Origin of the sequence: Clostridium sp. MCC345 (assembly GCF_018785345.1) — a bacterium.
Taxonomy (GTDB): Bacteria; Bacillota; Clostridia; order Lachnospirales; family Anaerotignaceae; genus Anaerotignum_A; species Anaerotignum_A faecicola.
Window position 1 is genome coordinate 19,672 of the sequence record NZ_WQPP01000003.1, and the last position, 23,096, is coordinate 42,767.

General features: G+C 46.0%; 25 protein-coding genes and 1 other RNA gene. 18 read left to right on the forward strand and 8 right to left on the reverse strand.

Annotated elements, in window-relative coordinates:
- The first annotated feature begins 18 nt into the window (after positions 1-18).
- The 7 genes from GPK49_RS00185 to rnpB all read left to right on the forward strand — a co-directional run bounded on the left by GPK49_RS00185 (position 19) and on the right by rnpB (position 8,316).
- Complete coding sequence (locus tag GPK49_RS00185; protein ID WP_016406643.1) at positions 19-1,032, forward strand: deoxyguanosinetriphosphate triphosphohydrolase; 1,014 nt, start codon at positions 19-21, stop codon at positions 1,030-1,032.
- A 445-nt stretch (positions 1,033-1,477) separates the two neighbouring features.
- Positions 1,478-3,256 carry a DNA primase gene (dnaG, locus tag GPK49_RS00190; RefSeq protein WP_215676377.1) on the forward strand — a complete coding sequence of 593 codons (1,779 nt, stop codon included), beginning with the start codon at positions 1,478-1,480 and terminating at the stop codon, positions 3,254-3,256.
- A 38-nt stretch (positions 3,257-3,294) separates the two neighbouring features.
- Entirely contained in the window at positions 3,295-4,380 is a 1,086-nt protein-coding gene (gene rpoD / locus GPK49_RS00195) for an RNA polymerase sigma factor RpoD (protein WP_016406645.1), read from the forward strand.
- Between the two features lie 77 nt (positions 4,381-4,457).
- Positions 4,458-5,144, forward strand: a complete 687-nt coding sequence (locus GPK49_RS00200; RefSeq protein WP_118580947.1) for a tRNA (adenine(22)-N(1))-methyltransferase — start codon at positions 4,458-4,460, stop codon at positions 5,142-5,144.
- A complete protein-coding gene (locus GPK49_RS00205) occupies positions 5,135-6,268 on the forward strand; it encodes a Nif3-like dinuclear metal center hexameric protein (RefSeq protein ID WP_215676378.1) in 1,134 nt (377 codons plus the stop codon). The genes GPK49_RS00200 and GPK49_RS00205 overlap by 10 nt, the downstream gene beginning before the upstream one ends.
- A 13-nt stretch (positions 6,269-6,281) precedes the next feature.
- Positions 6,282-7,943 carry a nucleoside kinase gene (locus GPK49_RS00210; protein ID WP_016406648.1) on the forward strand — a complete coding sequence of 554 codons (1,662 nt, stop codon included), beginning with the start codon at positions 6,282-6,284 and terminating at the stop codon, positions 7,941-7,943.
- Positions 7,944-7,981: 38 nt separating this feature from the next.
- Positions 7,982-8,316: RNase P RNA component class A (gene rnpB / locus GPK49_RS00215), an RNA gene on the forward strand.
- 202 nt (positions 8,317-8,518) lie between these two features.
- On the opposite strand, the gene GPK49_RS00220 is transcribed toward rnpB, so the two are convergent.
- Entirely contained in the window at positions 8,519-9,004 is a 486-nt protein-coding gene (locus tag GPK49_RS00220; protein ID WP_215676379.1) for a hypothetical protein, read from the reverse strand.
- A gap of 342 nt (positions 9,005-9,346) precedes the next feature.
- Between GPK49_RS00220 and GPK49_RS00225 the strand changes: the two genes are divergently transcribed.
- Positions 9,347-11,656 carry a copper amine oxidase N-terminal domain-containing protein gene (locus tag GPK49_RS00225; RefSeq protein WP_215676380.1) on the forward strand — a complete coding sequence of 770 codons (2,310 nt, stop codon included), beginning with the start codon at positions 9,347-9,349 and terminating at the stop codon, positions 11,654-11,656.
- A 279-nt stretch (positions 11,657-11,935) separates the two neighbouring features.
- On the opposite strand, the gene GPK49_RS00230 is transcribed toward GPK49_RS00225, so the two are convergent.
- Positions 11,936-12,559: an adaptor protein MecA gene (locus GPK49_RS00230; protein ID WP_016406651.1), complete on the reverse strand. Its 624-nt coding sequence runs from the start codon at positions 12,557-12,559 to the stop codon at positions 11,936-11,938.
- Positions 12,560-12,832: 273 nt separating this feature from the next.
- Here GPK49_RS00230 and GPK49_RS00235 point away from each other — a divergent pair, with 273 nt between their 5' ends.
- From GPK49_RS00235 to rpmE, 3 genes are all read left to right on the forward strand, one after another.
- Complete coding sequence (locus tag GPK49_RS00235) at positions 12,833-13,900, forward strand: LysM peptidoglycan-binding domain-containing protein (protein ID WP_215676381.1); 1,068 nt, start codon at positions 12,833-12,835, stop codon at positions 13,898-13,900.
- A gap of 15 nt (positions 13,901-13,915) precedes the next feature.
- Positions 13,916-15,292, forward strand: a complete 1,377-nt coding sequence (gene rho, locus GPK49_RS00240) for a transcription termination factor Rho (protein ID WP_016406653.1) — start codon at positions 13,916-13,918, stop codon at positions 15,290-15,292.
- Between the two features lie 156 nt (positions 15,293-15,448).
- On the forward strand, positions 15,449-15,652 hold the full coding sequence (gene rpmE, locus GPK49_RS00245; RefSeq protein ID WP_016406654.1) for a 50S ribosomal protein L31: 204 nt from the start codon (positions 15,449-15,451) through the stop codon (positions 15,650-15,652).
- Between the two features lie 643 nt (positions 15,653-16,295).
- Here rpmE and GPK49_RS00250 read toward each other — a convergent pair.
- From GPK49_RS00250 to GPK49_RS00260, 3 genes are all read right to left on the reverse strand, one after another.
- Positions 16,296-17,699 (reverse strand): recombinase family protein, encoded by a 1,404-nt coding sequence (locus GPK49_RS00250; protein ID WP_215676382.1) that lies wholly within the window; start codon positions 17,697-17,699, stop codon positions 16,296-16,298.
- Positions 17,700-17,845: 146 nt separating this feature from the next.
- Positions 17,846-18,532 carry a hypothetical protein gene (locus GPK49_RS00255; protein ID WP_215676383.1) on the reverse strand — a complete coding sequence of 229 codons (687 nt, stop codon included), beginning with the start codon at positions 18,530-18,532 and terminating at the stop codon, positions 17,846-17,848.
- 664 nt (positions 18,533-19,196) lie between these two features.
- Positions 19,197-19,841, reverse strand: a complete 645-nt coding sequence (locus GPK49_RS00260; protein WP_215676384.1) for a LexA family protein — start codon at positions 19,839-19,841, stop codon at positions 19,197-19,199.
- Between the two features lie 166 nt (positions 19,842-20,007).
- Between GPK49_RS00260 and GPK49_RS00265 the strand changes: the two genes are divergently transcribed.
- Positions 20,008-20,208: a helix-turn-helix domain-containing protein gene (locus GPK49_RS00265; RefSeq protein ID WP_215676385.1), complete on the forward strand. Its 201-nt coding sequence runs from the start codon at positions 20,008-20,010 to the stop codon at positions 20,206-20,208.
- Positions 20,209-20,405: 197 nt separating this feature from the next.
- Here the strand turns inward: GPK49_RS00265 and GPK49_RS00270 are convergent, their stop codons facing one another.
- The gene (locus GPK49_RS00270) at positions 20,406-20,801 is read right to left on the reverse strand and encodes a hypothetical protein (RefSeq protein ID WP_215676386.1); all 396 of its coding nucleotides are present in this window, start codon (positions 20,799-20,801) and stop codon (positions 20,406-20,408) included.
- 298 nt (positions 20,802-21,099) lie between these two features.
- On the opposite strand from GPK49_RS00270, the gene GPK49_RS12835 reads away from it, so the two are divergent.
- On the forward strand, positions 21,100-21,234 hold the full coding sequence (locus GPK49_RS12835; protein ID WP_318283786.1) for a hypothetical protein: 135 nt from the start codon (positions 21,100-21,102) through the stop codon (positions 21,232-21,234).
- Here GPK49_RS12835 and GPK49_RS00275 read toward each other — a convergent pair.
- Positions 21,227-21,589 carry a hypothetical protein gene (locus GPK49_RS00275; protein WP_215676387.1) on the reverse strand — a complete coding sequence of 121 codons (363 nt, stop codon included), beginning with the start codon at positions 21,587-21,589 and terminating at the stop codon, positions 21,227-21,229. The two genes, GPK49_RS12835 and GPK49_RS00275, sit on opposite strands and share 8 nt — an antisense overlap.
- Before the next feature lie 76 nt (positions 21,590-21,665).
- Between GPK49_RS00275 and GPK49_RS12840 the strand changes: the two genes are divergently transcribed.
- From GPK49_RS12840 to GPK49_RS00290, 5 genes are all read left to right on the forward strand, one after another.
- Positions 21,666-21,800 carry a hypothetical protein gene (locus tag GPK49_RS12840; RefSeq protein ID WP_318283787.1) on the forward strand — a complete coding sequence of 45 codons (135 nt, stop codon included), beginning with the start codon at positions 21,666-21,668 and terminating at the stop codon, positions 21,798-21,800.
- Positions 21,797-21,961, forward strand: a complete 165-nt coding sequence (locus tag GPK49_RS00280; RefSeq protein WP_215676388.1) for a hypothetical protein — start codon at positions 21,797-21,799, stop codon at positions 21,959-21,961. Before GPK49_RS12840 ends, GPK49_RS00280 begins: the two co-directional genes overlap by 4 nt.
- An 11-nt stretch (positions 21,962-21,972) precedes the next feature.
- A complete protein-coding gene (locus GPK49_RS12845; RefSeq protein WP_318283788.1) occupies positions 21,973-22,104 on the forward strand; it encodes a hypothetical protein in 132 nt (43 codons plus the stop codon).
- A gap of 125 nt (positions 22,105-22,229) precedes the next feature.
- Entirely contained in the window at positions 22,230-22,454 is a 225-nt protein-coding gene (locus GPK49_RS00285; protein WP_215676389.1) for a hypothetical protein, read from the forward strand.
- Positions 22,451-22,663 (forward strand): hypothetical protein, encoded by a 213-nt coding sequence (locus GPK49_RS00290; RefSeq protein ID WP_215676390.1) that lies wholly within the window; start codon positions 22,451-22,453, stop codon positions 22,661-22,663. Before GPK49_RS00285 ends, GPK49_RS00290 begins: the two co-directional genes overlap by 4 nt.
- A gap of 145 nt (positions 22,664-22,808) precedes the next feature.
- Here GPK49_RS00290 and GPK49_RS00295 read toward each other — a convergent pair whose 3' ends face one another.
- Positions 22,809-23,033 carry a helix-turn-helix domain-containing protein gene (locus GPK49_RS00295; protein WP_215676391.1) on the reverse strand — a complete coding sequence of 75 codons (225 nt, stop codon included), beginning with the start codon at positions 23,031-23,033 and terminating at the stop codon, positions 22,809-22,811.
- Positions 23,034-23,096 lie beyond the last annotated feature (63 nt).

Sequence of the window (23,096 nt, forward strand, 5' to 3'; positions counted from 1 at the left end):
GGAAAAGGAGGGATTGCTATGGAATTACGGCGGTTTCAGGAGGAATTGGAGGAGAAAATCCTTGGGGAATATGCAGCAAAAAGCAGCCGGACGAGGGGCAGGGAAAGACCTGAGGAAAAATGCGACATTCGGACGGATTTTCAGCGTGACAGAGACCGTATCATCCATTGTAAATCCTTCCGCCGCATGAAGCACAAAACACAGGTATTTATTTCCCCTGAGGGCGACCATTATCGGACACGGCTGACGCACACGCTTGAGGTTTCGCAGATTGCCAGAAGCATTGCGCGCGCATTGCGGCTGAACGAGGATCTGACAGAGGCGATTGCCCTTGGGCATGATTTAGGGCATACCCCCTTTGGGCATGCAGGCGAGCGCAAGCTGGATGAGCTTTGCAGGGATACGGGCGGCTTCGCGCATAATGTGCAGAGTCTGCGTGTGGTGGAGCGTCTGGAAAAGGACGGACGCGGACTGAACCTGACCTGGGAGGTGCGGGACGGGATTCTGAACCATCGCACAAGCGGCAATCCTGCTACCTTAGAGGGGAAAATCGTGCAGCTTTCCGATAAGATTGCTTATACGAACCACGATATTGACGATGCCATCCGCGCAGGCATGCTCAAGCCGAAGGATATCCCAAGGGATATTGTTGCGCGCATCGGCACACGCTCCAGCAGCCGCATCAATGCCATGGTGCGGGATACCATTTTTCACAGCATGGGCATCAACGATATCCGCATGAGTGAGGAAATGCGGCAGACCCTAAAGGAGCTGCGCGCCTTTATGTTTCGTCATGTGTATGCCAGTGATATTGCGGTGGCGGAGCATAAAAAGGCGGAGAAAATCGTGGGGGATTTGTTTGATTATTATCTGGAATACCCGGAGGAAATGTCGGGAGAATTTCAGGCACTTCTGGATGACGGAGATCCGGTGCGGCAGGTGGTTTGCGATTATATTGCCTGCATGACGGATCGCTTTGCCGTTGCAAAGTATAAGACGCTTTTTATTCCGCAGGAATGGACGATTCTTTGAAGGGTTAAGTCGAAATCAGGATTTCGACTTGTTTGGACAGAAGAATAAACAGATGCGTTCCGGCGGTAAACCTTGAAACGCCCTGTTTTCCTCGACGGAAGTGAATTCCGTCTGCGGATTCCATTTGGGAAACTACTTACCGCTCAAGAAGGGGCGGCAGGCGAAGCCTGCTTTGCGTAGCAAAGTAATGAATAGTTTGTTTCCCAAGCCCTTCCGCTGCCCGAAATCACTTTGGCTACAGGCTGAAAAAGATACCAATTTTGGGGTAAAATATTCTTGCATTTTGCACATAGTTTGAAAAAGTCAAGGCTTTTTTGCAAAATTTTTGTTGATTTCTACAAAATGTATACAAGGAGAAGGATTTTTCTCAAATGTGTCGAATTTAGTATATAAAAGGGAGTGAAAGAACTTCCTTTTCGACTGTTATGGAAGGGGGGATGATGCCATGAGATATCCGAGGGAGGTCGTGGATGAGGTGCGGCTGCAAAATGATATCGTAGAGGTCATTTCCCAGTATGTGCCGCTGAAGCAAAAGGGCAGCTCCTATTTTGGGCTTTGTCCGTTTCATAATGAAAAAACGGCATCCTTTTCCGTCAACAGCGAAAAGCAGTTTTATTATTGCTTCGGCTGCGGCGCGGCAGGAAATGTGTTTTCCTTTTTAATGGAGATGGAAAACTGCGATTTTCCCGAAGCCATGAAGCGTCTGGCGGAGCGGGCGCATATTACCCTGCCCGAACCGGAAAAAAACGCGCAGGCAATCGCGGCGGAGCAGCTCAAGAAACGATTATTTGAAATGCACACCCTGGCAGGGAGGTTCTTTTATGAAGCCTTGCAGGAGGAGGAGGGGGCAGAGGCAAGAGCCTATCTGCAAAAACGGCAGATGGATCCCCGTATGGCAAGAAAATTCGGCATAGGCTACGCTCCGGACAGCTACGATGCGCTTTTCAGGCATTTGCAGGAGAAGGGCTTCAAGGTTTCGGAGATTTTGAAAACAGGGCTTGTGCTGGAAAATAAGGATGGCAAGGGCTACCATGACCGTTTCCGCGGCAGGCTGATGTTCCCCATTTTTGATGTACAGGGGCGTGTGGTCGGCTTCGGCGGCAGGATACTTGCCAAGGGTGAGCCGAAATATCTGAATTCACCCGAAACGATTCTGTTCAGCAAAAGCAGGAATCTGTATGGACTGAATTTTGCGAAGCAGACGAGAAAACGAGAGCTGATTCTGGTGGAGGGCTATATGGATATGCTTTCCATCTATCAGGCAGGGTTCCATAACGTAGTGGCATCATTGGGAACAGCCTTCAATCAGGAGCATGCAAGAACGCTGAAGCGCTTTGCGGATGATGTGATTTTGCTGTATGACAGCGATGAGGCCGGCACCAATGCCGCACTTCGCGCCATTCCCGTATTGGTGAAAAACGGCTTTCATGTGAAGGTGACACAGGTGCCGGACGGAAAGGACCCCGATGAATTTATCAAGGCAAAGGGCGCAGCGGAATTTTCCAAGCTGTTGGTGAATGCTGTGCATTATATATCCTTTGAAATTGCCTGTATACAGCGCAAATATAATCTCAAAAATCCGGAGCACAGGGTTCGCTTTGCCACAGAGGCGGCGGAAATCCTTGCAAAGCTGGACAGTGAGATTGAGCGTAATGTTTACCTTGGAGAGGTAAGCAGGGTGACAGGCGTGGAGGAGGAGGCCATCCGCAGTGAAATTCGGAAGCTGGTGCAAAAAGAGGATGCGGCTTACCAAAGGGAGGCCGAAAAGCGGCAGCAGAATCTGAAGAATTACACGCCGGAGGGCAGAAGAAAGGATAAAGGGCTTCTGGAAGCCCAGAGAAGCTTGTTATATTATGCCGCCCAGCATCAGGGCATCTATGATACGCTCAAAGAGATTCTGGAAGAGGATGATTTTACAGAAGGAATTTATTGGCGCACCTTCGGCGATATCGGGGATTTATGGCAGAATGCAGGCCATGTGTTCCCTGCCGATTTGGTCAGCCGCTTTGAGGATGCAAAGGAACAGAAGCAGGTGACAGAGATTTTTGCCGTACAGCTGCCGACAGAAAACGGGGCAGATATGGAAAAAGCCATCAATGAACAGGTGAAGCGGCTGAAACGGACGAAAATCGACCATTTGACGGCAAACGCCGCAACCGTTGAGGAGATACAACGGCTGGTGGATGCCAAGAGAAAACTGGATTCCCTGTATATTACCATTTGATATGGTTAGACTATAGGAACAGAGAGAAAGGAAGGATCATGTTGAAATCCGTCGAAGAAACAACATTATTGACCAAGCTGGAGGAACTGGTGCAGCTGGCCAAAAAGAAAAAGAATGTACTGGAATATAAGGAGATCATGGATCATCTGGCGGATTTGGATCTGGACCCCGACCGCATTGACAGAATCTATGAATATCTGGAAAGTCAGAATATTGATATTCTGGGGAATATCGAAGCGGAGGAGGAGGTTGAGAAGGAGCTTGACCTGACTCTCCCCGAAGGCATCAATATTGATGACCCCGTCAGAATGTACCTCAAGGAAATCGGTAAGGTGCCCCTTCTGACGGCAGAGGAAGAAATCGAATTGGCGCAGAAGATGGAGGAGGGCGGCCCTGAGGGCGAAGCTGCCAAGAAGAAACTGGCAGAGGCCAACCTGCGTCTGGTTGTCAGCATTGCAAAAAGATACGTTGGGCGAGGGATGCTCTTTCTTGACCTGATTCAGGAGGGCAATCTGGGGCTGATTAAGGCAGTTGAAAAATTCGACTTCCATAAGGGCTTTAAATTCTCCACATATGCGACATGGTGGATTCGTCAGGCAATCACAAGAGCGATTGCAGATCAGGCAAGAACGATTCGTATCCCCGTACACATGGTGGAAACCATCAATAAGCTGATTCGTATTTCCAGACAGCTTTTGCAGGAACTGGGCAGAGAACCGACCGCAGAGGAACTGGCTGTGGAAATGCAGATGCCGGAGGAGAAGGTGCGTGAAATTATGAAAATCGCACAGGAGCCGGTTTCTCTGGAAACGCCTATCGGTGAGGAGGAGGACAGCCATCTGGGTGACTTTATCCCCGATGACGATATCCCCGCACCTGCGGAAGCCGCAGCGTTTACGCTTTTGAAGGAACAGCTGATGGAGGTTCTGGATACGCTGACGGAAAGAGAAGAAAAGGTGCTGCGTCTGCGTTTTGGTCTAGATGACGGCAGAGCAAGAACACTGGAGGAGGTTGGTAAGGAATTCAATGTTACCAGAGAACGTATCCGCCAGATTGAAGCAAAGGCTCTGCGTAAGCTGCGCCACCCCAGCAGAAGCAAAAAGCTGAAGGATTATCTTGAATAAGAGAATTGGAACAAAAGAGGGCGAAACAAATAGAGATATTTGCTGCGCCCTTTTTTTGAAAATAAGGAGTCGAGGCTATGGAGTTATCAAAACGATTGGAGATGGTCGCAGGTCTGGTGACGCAGGAGCGGATTGCGGATATCGGCACAGACCATGGCTATGTCCCTATTTATTTATACAAGCAGGGCAGAATCAAAAAGGCATACGCCTGCGATGTACGCAAGGGGCCTTTGGAAAAATGCAGAAAAAATATTGCGCTTTACGGTGCGGAGGATGTCATTGAAACGCGCCTTGGCAGCGGCTTAACCCCTCTGCGCCCCGGTGAAGCGGAAACGGCAATTATGGCAGGGATGGGCGGCATGCTGATTGTACATATTTTGCAGGACAGCCCGGAGGTGGCGGATAGCCTCAAGGAGCTGGTGCTTTCGCCGCAGCGCGATTTCGGTGCGGTTCGAAAATATTTACATCAAATCGGATTTGCCATCCGAGAGGAGCATACACTGAAAGAGGAGAATAAACCGTATGTGCTGATGCGGTGCGAAAGGGCAGAGGAGCATTACGACAGGGAGATTGAGTATCTTTACGGCAAAAGGCTGTTGGAGAAGAAAGACCCTATTTTAAAAGAGGTGCTTCTGCACGAAGAAGGAAAATACAGCCGTTTGCTTGAAAATCTTAAGAAGAACCCGACGGAAAACGCACAAAAGCGTCTGCCGGAGGTGGAGAAGAAGCTGGCTTTGATGAGGGAGGCGTTGGAATGTCTGTAAAAGCTGTAAGGGTAAAGGATATCATGGGTGTGATGGAGGAAATCGCACCGAAAAAGCTGGCGGAGAACTGGGATAAGCCGGGGCTTGCCATCGGTGATCCGGAGCGAGAGGTGAAAAAAATTCTGGTGGCACTGGATGTGATTGATCCTGTTGTGGAGGAAGCAAAGCGCATTGGTGCGGATATGATTGTGACGCATCACCCGATGCTGCTGTTCCGCAAAATCGAGAGCATTACGGCGGATACCCTTCTGGGGAAACGCATTTTTAATCTGATTCAGAATAACATTGCCGCTTTCTCCGCGCATACGAATCTGGATGTTGCCGCAGGCGGTACAAATGATGTGCTGGCGGAGCTGGCAGGCTTGAAGAATATTGAGATTCTGGAGGAAACATGGGCGGAGAGCCTGAAAAAAATCGTGGTTTATGTTCCTGCGGGGTATGAACAGGCGGTGCGTGATGCCATGTGCGGCGCAGGGGCAGGGCATATCGGTGCCTATTCCCATTGCACCTTTGGCGCGGCAGGGAAGGGAACCTTTCTTCCTTTGGAGGGGACAAATCCCTTCTTTGGTGAGCAGGGCAGACTGGAAACGGCGGATGAAATCCGTCTGGAAACGATTGTTCCTGCTGAGAAGGTACACGCCGTTGTGCAGGCAATGCTTGCGGCACACCCCTATGAGGAAGCGGCGTATGACATTTATCCTGTGGAACAGACAGGGAAAAAGGAGGGCATTGGGCGCATTGGAGAGCTGCCGCAGGCAATCCCCTTCAGGGATTTTGCAAAGCAGTTGAAGGAAAGGCTTGGTCTGGATGCCATTCGTCTGGTCGGGGACGGGGAAAAGCCCATCAAGCGCGTCGGTCTTTGCACAGGCGCAGGGGTGGAATTTGTTTCTCTGGCGGCGGCGAAGGGCTGTGATGCCTATCTGACGGCGGATATCAAATATCATGAAGCGCAGAAGGCGGTCGAGCTGGGCATTGCCGTTGCGGATGTGACGCATTACGCGAGCGAGGTGCTGATTGTGCCTGTTCTGCAGGAAAAATTGCAGGCGGCGGCAAAGGAAAACGGTTGGAATATCGAGGTTGTCTGCTCCGCAGTGGATGGGCAGACCTTCTGGACGATAGAGTAAGGAGGGAAGACAAGTGGAAACAAGAAAAGTAAATGTAATGGGAAAGGAAATGCAGATTCCCAAGGGCATGACCTTCGGGGAGCTGGCAAAGGAATTTGAGGGCGAGGTTTTCGGTAAAATTCTGGTGGCAAAGCAGGGAAATTCCCTGCGCGAATTGATTTGCCCCATCCGCACCGATGAGGATATTACCTTTTTGGATTTTCGGGATAAGGAGGGCGTGCGCGTTTATGAAAGAGGGATTTCCCTGCTGCTGGTGAAGGCGGTGCGCGATGTGCTGGGGACAGCGACAGGCGTGGAAATCGAACATTCCCTGCGGGGCAATCTTTATTGCGAGCTGCGCAGCCCACAGCAGGTGCCGGATGCAGATCTGCTTGCCAAGATTGAGGCACGCATGAAGGAATATGTTGCGGCGGATACGCCTATTGTGAAGCATGTCTGCCCCAGAGAGGTTGCCATTTCCATCGTGAAGGAGCAGGGCTTGCAGGACAAGGTGGAGCTGTTCCGCTATCGCACGGCTTCTAATATCAACCTTTATGAACTGGATGGCTTCTATGATTATTTCTTCGGGTATATGCCGGATTCCGTCGGCGCATTGGAATGGTTTACGCTGATGCCCTTTGAAACAGGCTTTCTGGTGCGCTTCCCCGATCCTGCAAAGACAGGGGAGCTTCTGCCGGAGGAGCAGCCCAGAAAAATCAGCAAGGTATTTCTGGAGCAGATGCACTGGTGCCAGCTGATGCAGGTGCGGAACGTGGCGGAGCTGAACCGCACGATTGTTGAGGGGAAATTCGGTGACCTGATTCGCGTGAATGAGGCATTGCATGAAAAGAAAATCGCGGAAATCGCAGATCAGATTCATCAGCGGATGGATAAGGTGCGTGTGGTGCTGATTGCGGGACCTTCCTCCTCCGGCAAAACCTCCTTCGCAAACAGATTATGTATTCAGCTGCGCGCGCTGGGCGTGAAGCCGCACAAGGTTTCTCTGGACGATTATTTCCTTAATCGGGAGGACACCCCTCTGGATGAGCACGGCAAGAAGAACTTCGAGCGCATGGAGGCGTTGGATTTGAAGCAGCTCAATCAGGACTTGAAGCAGATTATCGCGGGGGAAGAAGTAGAACTGCCTTATTACAACTTCGTGACGGGCAAGCGTGAGCACAGCGGTGAATTTGTGCAGCTTGGCGAGGGCGAAATTCTGGTCATGGAGGGCATCCATGGCTTAAATGACCGCCTGACCCCCGAAATTCCTGCGGAATGTAAATTTAAAATTTTCATCAGCGCCATTACGCAGCTGAACGTAGACGACCACAACCGCATTTCTACCTCCGACAGCAGGCTTATCCGCCGCATTGTGCGCGATTTCCAGTTCCGCGGCAGAAGTGCCAGAACGACAATCGAATCCTGGGACGAAGTGCGTCAGGGCGAGGAGGATAATATTTTCCCGTTTCAGGAGAATGCGGATGCGGTGTTCAATTCTGCAACGCTATATGAGCTTTGTGTCCTCAAGCAATACGCAGAGCCACAGCTATTCGCGATTGAAAAAACCATGCCGGAATATCCCACGGCAAAGCGGCTGATTAAATTCCTAAGCTATTTCCTTGCCGCGCCGGGGCTTGAAATCCCGAATAATTCGCTGATTAAGGAATTTGTCGGCGGCAGCTGCTTTAAGGTTTGACAAGAAGGGGAAGTTGTTTTATAATAATTTGGATTATGTGAGTAGGTTGGACAGTCGCGCTCGTAGGAGTGAGGAAAGTCCGGGCTTCGCAGAGCAGGGTGCCGGCTAACGGCCGGTGGAGGCGACTCCAAGGATAGTGCAACAGAAATAGACCGCCGAATGCGTTTCGGTAAGGATGGAAAGGTGGGGTAAGAGCCCACCGCTGCGGCGGTAACGTCGCGGGCCCCTGTAAACCCCACCCGAAGCAAGACAAACAGAGACCATGGGGCTGCTCGTTCCGTCTCGAAAAAGTCGCACGATGCCGTTGGCAACAACGGACCAAGATAGATGGCTGTCTGAAAAACAGAACCCGGCTTACAGGCCTGCTCGCTTTTTCATTATCCGACAGAAAAAACTTTTTCTCATTAGGAAAACTACGTTTTTAATCTTCGAAAAAGTATTTTCTATCGGGCAACTATAAAACTTTTTCTCATTAGGAAAACTACGTTTTTAATCTTCGAAAAAGCATTTTCTATCATACATAATTAACCACTAAAAAAAGTCCTCTTTCGAGGACTTTCTTTTTTTGCTTTTTTTTACACAAACTCCACAACCCAGAAGCCGATTTTCACAGTATCCACATTACAGCTGGTATGCTTAATGGTAATGGCATTGCTGCTCAGCGTATAGGAAAAATTCAAGAGATAATCGGAATCGTTATTCAATCGTTCTGTGATAACGAATGTTTTTTCGAGATTTACTGTCTGAATTGTCAATGTGCCGCCGGAGGAAGGGCTTTTCGGTGCGGTATATACCACATACTGAATCGAGCGAATCACCGAGCCGCCGTTTTGCAGCAGGGAAGAAATGCTCTGCCCATCGGGGGGCGTGCCAAGCTTTTTATTGATAGCGGCGAGGGATTCCTCCGCTGTGGCAATGCTTGCCTGAATCGCCGCCACCTTTTGCTCCGCCTGTGCCAGCTGTGCATCAATCGCGTCCATGTTTTCATTGAAATCCTGAATGTCATAATAATCTTCGTTATCGGGCTTGATAAAATCATAATTTTCTGTAAAAGTGCTCATTTGCGTCACCTCCTTTCTGCCCTCATGATAAAGCCCCCTTAGTCTCATGGGGTCTCATGTTGTAATATTGCTGCAATATTTCAGTTTTGTTACAAAACGGGCAAACCCCTTGCCAATTTCCCTCTCGGCTGATATGATAGCTATGCAAAGTAAAACTGACGCAGGAATGGAAACCAAACCGGAACGGAAGAAACGGAAGCCGAATCCTTGAATGGGTGTGGAGGAAGCGGAAGGGCCCGAAGGGAAGGGGCGGCGGAAAGGGCGGCGGAATGAACTGCATTTCGTTGTATAATTATGAAACGAAGCGAACATTTAAAATTAAAAAAAGGAGGAATGAGACCAATGAAGAAACTTATCTCTATGGTCATGGCTGCAGCTATGGTAGTTTCCCTGGTGCCCGCAACAGCATTTGCTGACACAGGTTCTGCTAAAGCAGTAGCTAAAGTAATCGACTCTGTTGATGTAGCTAAAGATGCTGACAAAGAAACAGTGTTGAACAACGAAAAAGTTGAATTGCAGCTGAAGGTTGACGGTAACGGTCAGTATGCAGCAGGTTCTACACCCAAGCATGAACTGACATTCACACTGGATGGTGCTGAATTCAAGGCAGTTTCTGCAACAGAAATTGCAAAAAATGTTTTTGTTAAAGGTACAGCAGTAGATGCATCTAAAATCACAGAAGTAGAAAAAGACAGCTTCAAGCTGACAATCACAAATGTTGAACTGAAAGACGAAGACATCATCTCCGTTAAACTGGGTCCCAACATGAAGCTGAAAAGCACATCCGTTGGCAAAAAGGCTACAATCTCCGTTGACGGTGATATGGTAACAACAGATGACCTGACATTCGCAGAAGTTAAAGACACAGGTGTTAAAGCTTCCGTGAAGAAGGTAGCAGAAATCACAGAAGAAGGTGTTTCTGCTCTGGAAAGAGAACTGAAGATTGAATCTAACGTTGGCGACTTCGAGGTTGGTCAGAGATTCGAACTGAAACTGTCCGCTGGCTTTGAATTCAACAAGCTGGTAGGTAAGGGCGATACTTATGGCACTCCCGCAACAGAAGATACTACTTCCAAGTACAAAGTAATTGATAACGGTAAGGGCGAAAGAACAGCTGTTATCGAAGTAACTGATGCAACAGATACAATCACAGTTAAAGCTGACAATCTGGTAATCTCCGCTGATACAGCTAAGGTTGGTGCAGAATGCAAACTGACAGTTAAGGCTGTTAAAGGCACAGCAGGTTTCAACGATACAGCAGATGCAATCGTTGTTGCTAAGGTTGTTGCAGATGCAATCGAAGTTTCCGTTGATGAAGACGAAGATGTACCTGTAATCTACAGCGGCGTTAACGTTGCTAACGAAGGTATCACAGATGACTCCGACCACAAGGCTCTGGAAGTTACAATTAAAGAACCCACAGCAGGCACACTGGATGCGAAAAAGGTTCTGACAATGGAACTGCCCGACGGCGTTTATGTAACAAATGTTGAATCCAATGATGACTTTGATGCAGACGAAGTAGCTTTCGCAGCAGCTTACAAGAAGGGTGACTACGAAAAGTTTGAATTCGCTAGAAGAACTCTGGATGCAACAGAAGAAGGTCAGGATGCAGGCGAACTGAAGTTCACACTGACACTGGTTGCTGAACCCGGCTTCACAGGCGACGTTACTCTGAAAGTAGACGGCGCTGGTCTGGATAAGGCTCAGGAAGTAAAAATTGCTAAGTTCGTAGCTCCTTACACTGTAGAAGCTTCTCAGAACAACCTGATCATCGACTACAGAAACACAAAGATCCCTACCAACATCGTTGTTAAGGAAGCAGAAGACGGTCTGTGGAAGAAGAACTCCCAGTTCGTATTCGGCGTTGACAAATTCGAAGATGATGACTTTGAAAACGATGCTACTTACACAGTAGACGACAAGTCCGATCTGGAAGTAAAGACAATCAAAGACAAACTGGGCTTCAAGATTGACAAAGAATCCGCTGATGATGCAGCAACAGTAACAATCTCCAACATCTCCCTGTACATGAGCAGAAACCTGGCAGCAGGTGCTTACGATCTGCAGCTGAACACAACAGGTTCCGATGCATTCATGAAACAGGCAATTCTGGCTCCCGCTGGAGTAGATGCTGGTGAAGCAACAGTTAAATACCAGTACTATGATAACGATGCACACTTTGACGAAGTAGTTAAAGAAGGTTTCGTAAACATCATCACAGCTGGTAGAGACAAGGATGATGCTTCCTTCACAAAGAAGGTAGTAGTTCCCGTTGGCGAAAAATACATCATCGCAGGTGAAGAACAGGTTGCTCTGGATGTACCCGCTTACATCTCCGCTGCAGGCTACACAATGCTGCCCGTAAGAGCAGTTGCTACAGCACTGGGTATCAACAACAACAACGTTCTGTGGAACCAGGCTTCCAGAACAGTAACAATCCTGTATGGTCAGAGAATCATCACTATGGTTGCAGGCCAGAAGGTTGTTACAGTTAACGGTAACACAATCCCCGCATCCGCTACAGTACAGATCAAAGACGGCAGAACATTCCTGCCTATGAGAGATCTGGCTACAGCTCTGGGCGTAACAGACATCACATGGGATGCAGCTACAAAGACAGCTACAATGAACGGTAACCAGAATAAGTAATTATTCTTTCCTTCATTCTAACTGAACAAGTAGAATCTCTAAGAGTACCTCGCAAGAGGTACTCTTTTTTTGCATAAAAAAAAGACCTGTTTAAGGTGTGTCCCAATAAGAAAACATGAAGAAAATGAAATAGCTGAAAGTCTGCGGATACAAGGAAGTTTCCCGCAGGCATCCTTTGACTTAGGCTGTCAAGGGGAACTGACGTAGTAGCCGTAGCTTTCAGCATTTTAGAATTCATGGTTTTTTATTTGGGCGCACCTTTTGTAGGTCTCATTTTTTTTAGCGGAAGGTTTTCGCAAGCGCCTTTATCGCCTGCTCCGCAAGCAGCGTTTCCCCATGCTCCAGCAGGTAATATTTCGCCAGTGGCGTGGAAATGTGCTTCTGACCGTATTCCTTCAAAATGCGCTCCGCATCCTCTGCGGTTTCCTCCGTGGTGTATGTATCCCCCTGCATCACAAGGAAATACTTCCCATCATTCTTATAAACCGCGCTTTCGCCCTTGAACACGCCATCCAGACGCAGGCTCACGCCAATCACATCATCCAGAGAAGGGAAGGAATAAATCAGAATATCCGAATTTTTTTCCTCCTCATGCGCCAGCGTATCCATGGGCTTCTTTTTCCAGCGGCGCAAATCCTCGTCCGCGTGTTTCTCTTTATTGTTCACCTTCGTCACGATGATCATGATACCATCGCCCCCCGAAGGGATCGCTTCTACCATCAGCGGTGTGTTTTCCGAAATGAAATCCTCCTCATCCAACGCCTGCTCCATAATATCCCGAAACAGCTTCTGCGTGCGCTCCGAAGGGGAAATCAAATCCTCCAGTTTGATTTTTCTTTCCGCTAAATCTGCCTTTGTCAGGGTCAGCTTCAGCTGATTTTCGCTTATCCGTTCTATTTTCATGCTATCACTCCCTTTTTCCCGTTTTGCGGGGCATGATGCGGAAACGGTCAATTTATTACTATAGTATATGCAATCCTGCGCCGGATGTAAAGAGGGGATTGCCGCCAAAGTTTTGAATTTTTTATGAACACCCCAATTTCTTACAATTTCTTGAATTTTTGCCGCTTTGGTTGACACTGCGCCAATAAACCTGTAAAATATATTAGATAAAATGCGATTTTTGTGTGAAAATGTTTTATTTTCAAAGGATATATTTTTTTTGGAGGGAATCACATGAGCGATGATAAAATCGGCAATAAAACAGGCTCGGAGGGTCTGAGCGAAACAGATAAGGGCTATTATGAGGATTTATATAACGACCTGCCGAAGGAGGTTGTGGATATCCTCATGCAGACGCACCCCCTCATGGGCAAGAATGACGACCTTGAGGCAACCGCCTACCGCGCACGCCGCCCTCAGAGACGCGAGGACGTGGAGGAGGTCAAAGAGGCGAGGATGCAGCAGGTCGGCAACGAGATTAACGAGGTGAGCCGCGCACCCCAGCAGGAGGGCGACCCTACCCGTTACGTTTCTCGCCGCGCAAGAAATGCGGAAAGCGCGCATACTTCCGCCCCGAAGGGGAATACAATGAATCAGGATGATTATGATGATGGGATTCAGTATGTAAGTGTGCTGCCCGCGCGTAGGAAATCTAAAATCGTGGAGGAGGTTACCTTGCAGACCGCTGCCCCCGCGAAGCATCATGGCAAAAAGAAAAAGCATAAGAAGGAAAGAGAACCCTTTGACGATATGGGCATGGAGGAAAGAGATTATCGCCCCCGTTATGAGGATATGGATTTTGAGGAGCGCGCAAAGCAGGAGCACCTCGACAGCCTCTATGACGATGAATATTATGACGATTACGGCAGAGGCAGAGGAAAGCTGCCGATGATTCTCGGCGTGGTTGCCGTTGTGCTGATTATTTTCCTCATTTTCCGTACCGTTAGCCTGAGCAGTAAGCTGGAGGAGGTACAGAACCAGCTGACACAGTCTCAGGATTATAAACAGAAATACGAGGATATGCAGTTGGAAAATATGCAGCTGCAGGAAAAACTGGACGGTAAGGACACCAAAACGACAGGCAATTCTGATACTGCGGACACCAAAGCGGACACCAAAAAGGACACCGCATCCACATCCTCCGGCACCAAGGAATATACTGTAAAAGACGGTGATACCATGTGGACAATTGCCCAGAGCCAGCTTGGCAATGGCGCGGAATATCAGAAGATTCTGGATGCCAACGGCCTGAAGGAGAGCGATACCTTAGCGCCCGGCACAGTAATTAAAATCCCACAGTAAGAACAGGAGTGTAGCATGAGCGATTTGGAGAAAAGAACTCTTGTGGAATTGAGAAAAATGGCGAAGGAGCTGGGGATTCCTGCCATTTCCGGTTTGAAGAAAAGGGAATTGATTGAGAAAATTGAGCAGTCCTCCGAGGTGCAGAAAAATGATTCTGTACCTCGGTCGGCTGCTTCCGACTTTTCTCACAGAAATTTCGACGAAAAAACCGAAGCTCCGCAGGAGCATACGGAAAGGGAAAAGCAGTTTTTTGAGGAATTGGGAGAGGGGATTCTGGAGGTACTGCCGGATGGATATGGGTTTCTGCGTGCGGAAAATTGCCTGCCCGGTGCAAATGATGTGTATGTTTCTCCGGCGCAGATTCGCAGATTTAATCTGAAAACAGGCGACAGAGTGATGGGGAATGTGCGCCCTGCCAGAGAAGGCGAAAAGGTCGGCGGTCTGGTTTATGTGCAGACGGTCAATGGAGATGCGCCATATCTTGCGATTCACCGCCCGAATTTTGAGGAGCTGACACCTATTTATCCTGAGGAGAAGCTCAAGCTGGAAACAGTGCAGAGAGAACTCTCCGGTCGCATCATTGATCTGATTGCGCCTATCGGCAAAGGGCAAAGAGGGATGATTGTTGCACCGCCGAAGGTTGGGAAAACAATCCTTTTGACGAAGATAGCAAATGCAATCACCTGCAACCATAAGGAAGTGCATCTGATTGTACTGCTGATTGATGAACGCCCTGAGGAGGTAACGGATATTCAACGCTCCATCGAAGGGGAGAATGTGCAGATTGTGTATTCTACCTTTGACGAGGAGCCGGAGCATCATAAAAAGGTAACGGAAATGGTTCTGGAACGCGCGAAGCGCATGGTGGAGCAGGGGAAGGATCTGGTTATCCTGCTGGACAGCATTACTCGTTTGGCGCGTGCGTATAACCTGACGATTCCGCCAAGCGGACGTACGCTGTCCGGTGGTCTGGACCCCGCGGCACTGTATATGCCGAAGCGGTTCTTTGGCGCAGCCAGAAATATTGAAAACGGCGGCAGTCTGACGATTCTTGCAACTGCGCTTGTGGATACGGGCAGCAAAATGGATGAGGTTGTGTTTGAGGAATTCAAGGGCACCGGCAACATGGAGCTGGTGCTGGATAAGCGCATGGCAGAGCGGAGAATCTTCCCTGCGGTGGATATTATGAAATCCGGCACAAGACGAGAGGAAAAGCTGTTTACCCCTGAGGAACTGGAGTGTAATTATGCTCTGCGGCGGATGGCGGCACAGCTGAATCATACGGATATGATTGAAGGCTTTTTTGACTTGATGCGCAAGTCCAAAAATAATAAGGAATTTATGGAGCGGCTGCACGTTTGGGAAAAAACGTTAGGTCTGCATGAAAAATAACCTCGGTTTTTGGATAAATCTCTCAAGAATACGGAAAATGCTGATTTTTCGGGGAATTGCAGTTGCCAAGCCGAAAAAAATATGCTATAATGCTCATGTTGTCTTTAAATAACGTAGATTATTGATCAACAAATACGAAAAATGAGGTGAAAGAAAATGCGCGAAGGTATCCATCCCGAATACAAACAGGTAAAAGTAAGATGTAACTGCGGCAATGAATTTGTAACAGGTTCCACAAAGGACGAAATCAGAGTCGAAGTTTGCTCCAAATGCCATCCCTTCTACACAGGCAGCCAGAAACTGCTTCTGGAAGCCGGCGGCAGAGTTGAAAAGTTCAACAAGAAATACGGCAGAAAGTAATTCTTTTCGGATTGCTGAGCTGCAAAAAATCAAGACAGAATATAAAAAGGGCGAGATCGCAGGATCTTCGCTCTTTTTTCATGCAGGAAGATTGTCGAAAAAAGGAAAGTATGATATGCTATAAGAACGGATTATCGCTTGGCGGTTCAGTCACTCTCTGTAAAGGGGGTGATGCTATGAATTGTGTTACATATTCTGATTTAATTCAGATGGGTATACTTGTAGTAGCGCTTATCTCCCTGTATCAAAATAGGGGATAAATAAAAAACGACCGCCTAACAAGAGTTAGACGGTCTTTCTTGAGATATTAGGACTGACCGCCCGACCAAAAGCGGTAATCCTTTTATTGTAGCTATTATCGCCCTGTGTAAAAACAGGAGATAAATAAAAAATGTTGCCTAACAAGAGTTAGACGGTCTTACTTGATTAATCAGGACTGACCGCCCGACCAAAAGCGATAATCCTTTTCTTATCTTCATGATAGCAAAAGAAAGTGATTCTGTCAATAAAAGCGTTTTGCTTAAACGCGTTTGATATGCTATAATAAGTACCTGTTAAAAGGAGATGATTCTGTGTCAGATAGAAAAAGACCAACTAACATCGGCGGTCATGCACCTATCAATTTTGGGTGTATATAAAACCGCTATATATAGAAAACAACCTCCCACCTATCCCTATATATAAGAATTTTATGGATAAATGTCTTTAGGATAGTTCGTTTTTCTTCTGCGGTTTGCACATTTTTATATAAATCCCATGCGGACTTTATTTTTTTGCGCAGAATATCTTCTTTTTCGTTTGCCCGGAGAGGGGCAGGCACATTCTTTGTTTCCGCTTCTATTATTTTTTTGTTATTCTCCAAACCTTGGCGAATTTCCCTGTACTCATCCAAATCGAAAACGCCGCTTAAATAAGCATCCTTCGCTCGCTTGAGCTCAGCATTTATTTTCTCGATCTGGCTTTTGGAAGCATCTGCTGGCTTCACCTTCTCTGCATCCTTGCTGACAATTAAGGAAATAGGCGCACCTGCGAGGACGCTTCTAAGATAAGCATCCACTTCACTTTCCAGCTTTGTGGCATCAAATATCTTTGTGAAGCGGCAATCTCCCCTGTATTGGCTGGCATCCCGACAGGTGTAGGTGTCGAACTTGCGGCGTTGCCAATCTTGGTTAGGCTTGACACGCATAATGCTGCCACATTCGCCACAGTAAAGCAGCCCCAGAAGGTGATGCTTGGTATAGTTATTTCCTCTGTAGGTATGTGTTCGTGTCATGAGATTGGACTTCTCCTGCACTCGATGAAACAGAGCCGGCTCCAAAATAGCGGGGAAATCAGCAGGGTATACGGTGCCATTCCAGAGGTTTTCGCCGATGTATTTTGAATTTTTCAAAATCTGCTTGACCTGAAATGTCTGCCATCCTCCGATGATGCCCTTATAGGTGGGAATTTTGCTTTCATTCAGCCATTTGGCGATTTTCATGTGCCCCCAACCTTCGTCATAAAATCTGTAGATTTTGTGGATAACCTCCGCTTGCGTCTCATTTACATAGACGTTTCCGTCTTTGCAGTAATAGCCGTAGGGCATCTGCCCCATGTGTTTACCCTTCAAAGCGCGTTCATTCATTCCTTTGAACACCTCTGCGGAAAGATTGCGCACATAATATTCAGCCATCAGCTCATAAAGCCCTTCCATAAAGAATCCCATAGGGCTGTCCTCGATAGGTTCTGTGATGGAAACCACATTCACCTTGGCGGCTTGCAAGCTGTTTTTAACAGAGCGGGACAATTCCACCTTACGAGCGAAGCGGTCAAATTTATGAACAAGAATCACATTGATTTTTCCGGAAAAGGCAGCGGAAAGCATCTGCTGAAACGCAGGACGTTTACTGATCTGTCCGGTGATGCCTTCGTCCTTGTATTCTTTGAATATTTCAATATTATTCTTCCGGCAATATTCACGCAGGGCACGCAGCTGTGCAGGAATAGAGTTTTCCCGTTTCGCCTGTTCCTCAGAGGATACACGGGCGTATAATGCTGCTTTTAACATATTCAGACCTCCTTTATTTGATTTTGGGTATAGCAAATAAAGCGGTCTTGTGTTATAATCTGCTTGTCGAGGGCGGATTATACCACGGTATGACCGCTATATGAATCTCCTTTCCTGTTGGTAGCGGGAAGGGGGATTTTTTAAGTTTATTCTGTATCAGAATTTGTTCCGAGAATTTCGTTAATTTTATCTTCTGGCACTCCTGCATCGGAAAGATATACCATTCTCGCTGAAACAACGGATAAGGTATAGTTTTGCTGTGCTTCAACTCTTTTTTTGTAATCAGACAAATCATCTAATTTGTTTTTATCAAGGTAAGAGTGCATATCACTTGCAATCATCATGCCGTTTAGGATATAATTTTTTGCTGCCTCTACATATTCATCATTTGTACCATCTTTCTTCGGGAGTTGGGACGAAAGATTATACTGAGAACGCTCTGTTTGACCAGAGAGGTCATATACATCGAGAGTGGTTGTAGTTCCCGATTCTGTATTAGAAACAGCAATCAGCAAGGTATTTGTCAAGTTTTCGGATGTTTCAACTAAATCAAAGATAGTATTATCCTCTTCAATAGCTTTTTGGATATCGTCTTCGCTGGGTGTTTTTGTATCTGTTTTAGAAGTCTTGGTTGGTTCGGTATCAGGTTCTTTTGTGTCATCACTGCTGCCAAAAGGCAATGCGAGAATCACAATAACCACTACCAGAGCAATGATTGCAATGAGACAACCGTTTGGTTGTTTTTTACCGCAGTTCGGGCATACCTTTTCATCAATAGGCATTTCCGTTTTGCAGTGCTTACAAGTTTTTGTTGTTGGCTTTTCTTTCTTCATGATTTACCCTCCTTAATTTGACAATATTCACGAATTGTGATATTTTTTGTTTGGAGGGTTGTTAGGCAACGACTTTCTTTTCCCCTTACAGTATTCGCGGTACTGTAGGGGGAACTTATATTTTGTGGTTCAAAAAGTTATCCACAGGATATATTGTATCCCCTTTATTTTTTGACATTTTTATGGTATAATCAGTTTAACCGTCCAGTATGTGGGTGAAGGGAATAAAAATTTGTCTATATATGAATGGCTGAGTTTATTCTTAGCCTGTATCATGATTATTCTTCAGATTATTAACATGAAGTAATATGGGGATGCGGGTAGCGGAAGCATGATTTGAGAATACTGGGAATCACCAACCCAGCTGGGAAATCTTAATAATCCCACATATATTTTGGTTTACTGCTACATACCGTTGCCCGTGATTCCTTGACATAATTGTATGGCTCATGTTATAATGTATTAACATATATAGACATTTTGGAATGCCCTTCTGATAGAACGCAGGCTGGTAACCTGCATGAGAAATGAATTTAAATTCTTCCTCGTTCTATCGCCCGCGCTCCAAAGGGAAAAGTAGGTTTGAAATATAACCTGCTTTTTTCTTGCAACAAATTTCTTTTCCCTCTATGGTATTAGTGGTACTGTAGGGGGAGTTTTTTATTTAGAATTCCTTCCTAAGCTGCATCAGCCTACCGCGGATATGTATATTTTCCATATCCTTGCCAACAAAGATTTTCGGTTCACAGGCGGGGTTTTCGGGTTGGAGAATCAGCGCATTTTCCTGTTTTTTCACTCTTTTCAAGGTAGCCTCGTCACCATTGACGGCAACAACGGCAATATCTCCATTATCCACATCAGCCTGTTGGCGGATAAGGAGCAAATCTCCATGATGGATGCCTGCGTTTATCATGCTGTCCCCTTTGGCTCTGAGCCAGAAGTAGGTTTCGCCCGTCTGGAGGTCAGATTCGGGGGTGGGGATGTAGCCTTCTATGTTGTCCTCGGCGAATAGTGGTGTGCCACAGTTCACAGAGCCGACCAGAGGGACGTTTACCATTGGTTCGGGAACGTAGGGGATGGCACCTTCGGGGAGAGGGGGTGTGTCTTCCCATCCCATGAGATAAGAGGGGGAAACACCACAGAATTTTGCAATGTCCTCAATTTTGTCCGAAGGGATATTTGTTACAATATCATTTTCATATTTATATAGTGTTTGTTTTGAAACATTTATTTCGTCAGCAAAAGCAACCTGACTCATGTGCATTTTGTTGCAACGTAGGTTTTTGATTCTTTTTCCGATTGTATCCATACAAACACATCCTTTCGAAGTAACTTAATGATAGCACAAAAAAGTTATAAATGCAAGAAAAAACATCTTGACAAGTTACCAAAATGTAGGTATTATAATGGTAACTTAAGAAGTTACAATTATAAATTATAATGGTAGCAGATATATAAAGAATGGAGGTGATTTGTTGATTAGAACAGATAAACTTCGCGGAGTTATTGCGGAAAAGGGGTATTCTCAGTCTGATATTGCAAGAAAAATTGGAATTACGCCAAAAACATTTTATGAAAAGATGAAAATTGGGGTATTCGGAAGTGATGAAATTCAGATTATGATTGATGAATTGCACATTGATAATCCGATTGAAATTTTTTTTGCAGAGGGGTAACTTTAAAAGTTGCTTTTAAACAGCAAAAAGATAAGGACGCAAGTTGAGGGAGGTGAATGTGCTTCTCATGAGCATACTGATTTCAATAGCATCTATAGTCTGTGTATACAGCGGATATAGAATAAAGAACCGCGAATGCCGGTCTAAATTTTACAATCTCGGCATGGCATTTGCGGTTATGGCGTTAGTACTTGCCATTAAATAGGGTATTCAAAATCCTCAATGGCAAATTCCAAGTTCAAAGAAAGAGAGCGAACACAGAACATATAGAGAGTTTCAATTTTTTCTTTAGATTCATTATTTTCGAGACAAGTAATGCACTCTAAGGCATCTTTGTAAAAATCTTTATTGGCATTTAACATAAAGCATTTATGTGTTGCAGAGCGAAACTTTGAAATATTCTCTGGGCTGGGATTTGTTAAAGCGAGCGCATATGAATCAGCAAACTCAAAGTATACCTTTTGTTTTTCGAGAAAAAATATGTCTAATTTTTTCAGTCGAATTTGGTGTTCATTATTTTGCTGGTTTGTGATAGCAGGCACAATGGCAGATATAACGATTGCAGCAAGTGCAACCAACAACTCAATATTCATAAAATCATCTCCTTTCCTATGTACTCGGCTGCGGCAACAGCCTGTATTTTCAGAATAGGACAGGGGGAGAAAATTGTCAAGCGAAGTGATTTGTACAGTATCAAGAAAGATAAAGATGCAAGTTGAGGGGAGGTGTAGTAGATGGCATCGTTTTTATTAACCATCATAAAAATCTGCTTAGCCATTATCGTATGTGGGGTAGTTCCTCTTGGGGTCCTTGCTTTTGTATTCGCTTTGGTACTAAAAATGCTCGATAGATAGTAAATCAGCGAAAACCAGACCAAAGGGAGGTGATTCTATGACAGAAGAAGAAAAAGCATCCGACAAAAAGGTCAAACGCTTTGATAAATTTCTAATTGAAATTTTGATAAATATAATTGTCAGCGTGGTAGCAACAGTATGCCTTCTGGCGAAACTGGGGCTGATTAGATAGCTCCGAATAGTTTCAAGGTACATAGTGTTGTGAGCAAAGAAACAGCAACAGGTACAGCAACTGATTTTATGAGAAATCCAACAATGCCAGAGCTTATGTCCTGCTTTGAATGAATGCCCTTAGAGGTCAGAGCGATGAAGTACTTATTATCCCTGGGATATATCAGGTACCCATTTGAAGCCAGTTCATCTAATATACTGAATATTTCATCCTGATATTTTGAGTAATCAAAATTATTTTCTTCATCCCATGTAGGGCAGATTAGTGTGGTATCACCAAGTAGGCACAACTCTGTTTCGGTATTGTTTGCAATCCGTTTTAGATTCTTTAGGACAGTATAGGATTGGATGGTCATACTATCACTCCTTTTCTTTTCAGCATAAAGAAAATGGAGAGAAATGTCAAGAAAAGTGAAGAAAGAGGGGGATGCAATGGCAGATTTACTTGTCGCTCTTGCCCTGCTGACCTTTGCGGGTGTAGCGGGATTGGTGATGATGGTAATTGCTCTGTATGTGGCATCAGCGGCACTGGATGCTACGAAAAAACGGAAGGAGGATAAAGAATGAAAGAGTACATAACATCGTTTGGTGTGCCGATTACTTCTAAGGTGGTCGGCGGAACAATGGAAGAATTACAGGATTCTATCAGCGAAAAGCTGTCTGCAATGAATGAGAAGGACTTTCCTTCACTTGAAAATGTCCTTACAGAGGATGAAAAAGCAAGCTAGGGGGTGAGGCTATGAGAGGCGGAGCGAAGCGCAGCGGCGCAACGCTGGAGGGAATGAAGCAGGCGTTGGAAGGAAAGCTGTATATCGGGAAAAAGATTAAAAAAATCGTGTATTTCCGAGAGGGCAGCACAGGCCCGGTATGAAAAGACAAGAAAACAGGAGTTGTTACAGGATTGTATCCATTTGTGTTTACGGTGGATTTTGGGAAATACACAGAATCATTCAGATACGGACAGTTTTTTGAGAAAGGGAGCGAGGTGGTGAGAGTATGAAAAAACGCAGACGTTTACGGAAACCGATTCGTTGGGCATTACGGTTTGTGTGCTATGCCGTAGCGGCAATCGTAGCGGATCTGACGGTTATCGGTGCAATTCTGTATTACTTCGGAGATATGTACATTATGGCGGCTCTGGGCGTGTGCCTGGGGGTGAATATTCTGACGGAGTATTTCTTCTTCAAGGATGAATTTCGCAGAAAGGTGGTGAAGGAATGAAGGACGCAGGATGGAGCATTTACCCGAATCTGGAGAAATGGATATGGATGAACTGTAAATCTATCAGTGACTTTGCCGGAAGAATCGGGGTAGCACATAAAACCGTAATCACATTGATGAAGGGAGAGAGAGGAACGACGAAATATGTCATTGACCAGATCCTCAAAGAGACAGGCATGACATACGAAAAGTGTTTCGAAGAAAAATGAAATATCCCCTTTGGCGGTGGCACGCCTCGGGGGAAAAGCTAATAACACATTTACATAGTAGCAGAAAAGTAGGATTTATGCAATGAAAATATGGCTTCTCGGAGCAGCATCCCCGAATGATGAAATAAAAATGCGATATAGAAGATTAGTTTGCTTCTCCATTGAGGTAACTGGAGGAAGTATTAAGTACATGAGCAACGGCACGCAGGTTCTTGTTTCTGGGTTCATATTCTCCTTTTAACCAACGCTGGACGGTAATGGGAGACACACTTGCCAAAATAGCAAGGGTATCAGCGTCCATATTTTTATTTTCCATAGCGCATGCGAGGCGCTCGGGAAATACATTGTGGAAAAAGAAAAAGAAAAACACGGCAATCACCTCCTTTGACAGGGGATGCTGCTTCGAGGAGCCATCTAAAATTCATTTTATCAC

Bases quoted from the DNA above. Each gene is read 5' to 3' on its own strand.
- GPK49_RS12840 (WP_318283787.1), top strand. From the start codon at position 21,666: ATGGCAGATTTACTTGTCGCTCTTGCCCTGCTGACCTTTGCGGGTGTA.
- GPK49_RS00275 (WP_215676387.1), bottom strand. From the start codon at position 21,589: ATGACCATCCAATCCTATACTGTCCTAAAGAATCTAAAACGGATTGCA.
- GPK49_RS00290 (WP_215676390.1), top strand. From the start codon at position 22,451: ATGAAGGACGCAGGATGGAGCATTTACCCGAATCTGGAGAAATGGATA.
- GPK49_RS00250 (WP_215676382.1), bottom strand. From the start codon at position 17,699: ATGTTAAAAGCAGCATTATACGCCCGTGTATCCTCTGAGGAACAGGCG.
- rpmE (WP_016406654.1), top strand. From the start codon at position 15,449: ATGCGCGAAGGTATCCATCCCGAATACAAACAGGTAAAAGTAAGATGT.
- GPK49_RS00220 (WP_215676379.1), bottom strand. From the start codon at position 9,004: ATGAGCACTTTTACAGAAAATTATGATTTTATCAAGCCCGATAACGAA.
- GPK49_RS12845 (WP_318283788.1), top strand. From the start codon at position 21,973: ATGAGAGGCGGAGCGAAGCGCAGCGGCGCAACGCTGGAGGGAATGAAG.
- rpoD (WP_016406645.1), top strand. From the start codon at position 3,295: ATGTTGAAATCCGTCGAAGAAACAACATTATTGACCAAGCTGGAGGAA.
- GPK49_RS00280 (WP_215676388.1), top strand. From the start codon at position 21,797: ATGAAAGAGTACATAACATCGTTTGGTGTGCCGATTACTTCTAAGGTG.
- GPK49_RS00255 (WP_215676383.1), bottom strand. From the start codon at position 18,532: ATGAAGAAAGAAAAGCCAACAACAAAAACTTGTAAGCACTGCAAAACG.
- GPK49_RS00285 (WP_215676389.1), top strand. From the start codon at position 22,230: ATGAAAAAACGCAGACGTTTACGGAAACCGATTCGTTGGGCATTACGG.
- GPK49_RS00260 (WP_215676384.1), bottom strand. From the start codon at position 19,841: ATGGATACAATCGGAAAAAGAATCAAAAACCTACGTTGCAACAAAATG.
- GPK49_RS00235 (WP_215676381.1), top strand. From the start codon at position 12,833: ATGAGCGATGATAAAATCGGCAATAAAACAGGCTCGGAGGGTCTGAGC.
- dnaG (WP_215676377.1), top strand. From the start codon at position 1,478: ATGAGATATCCGAGGGAGGTCGTGGATGAGGTGCGGCTGCAAAATGAT.
- GPK49_RS12835 (WP_318283786.1), top strand. From the start codon at position 21,100: ATGACAGAAGAAGAAAAAGCATCCGACAAAAAGGTCAAACGCTTTGAT.
- GPK49_RS00270 (WP_215676386.1), bottom strand. From the start codon at position 20,801: ATGAATATTGAGTTGTTGGTTGCACTTGCTGCAATCGTTATATCTGCC.
- GPK49_RS00185 (WP_016406643.1), top strand. From the start codon at position 19: ATGGAATTACGGCGGTTTCAGGAGGAATTGGAGGAGAAAATCCTTGGG.
- rho (WP_016406653.1), top strand. From the start codon at position 13,916: ATGAGCGATTTGGAGAAAAGAACTCTTGTGGAATTGAGAAAAATGGCG.
- GPK49_RS00225 (WP_215676380.1), top strand. From the start codon at position 9,347: ATGAAGAAACTTATCTCTATGGTCATGGCTGCAGCTATGGTAGTTTCC.
- GPK49_RS00200 (WP_118580947.1), top strand. From the start codon at position 4,458: ATGGAGTTATCAAAACGATTGGAGATGGTCGCAGGTCTGGTGACGCAG.
- GPK49_RS00230 (WP_016406651.1), bottom strand. From the start codon at position 12,559: ATGAAAATAGAACGGATAAGCGAAAATCAGCTGAAGCTGACCCTGACA.
- GPK49_RS00205 (WP_215676378.1), top strand. From the start codon at position 5,135: ATGTCTGTAAAAGCTGTAAGGGTAAAGGATATCATGGGTGTGATGGAG.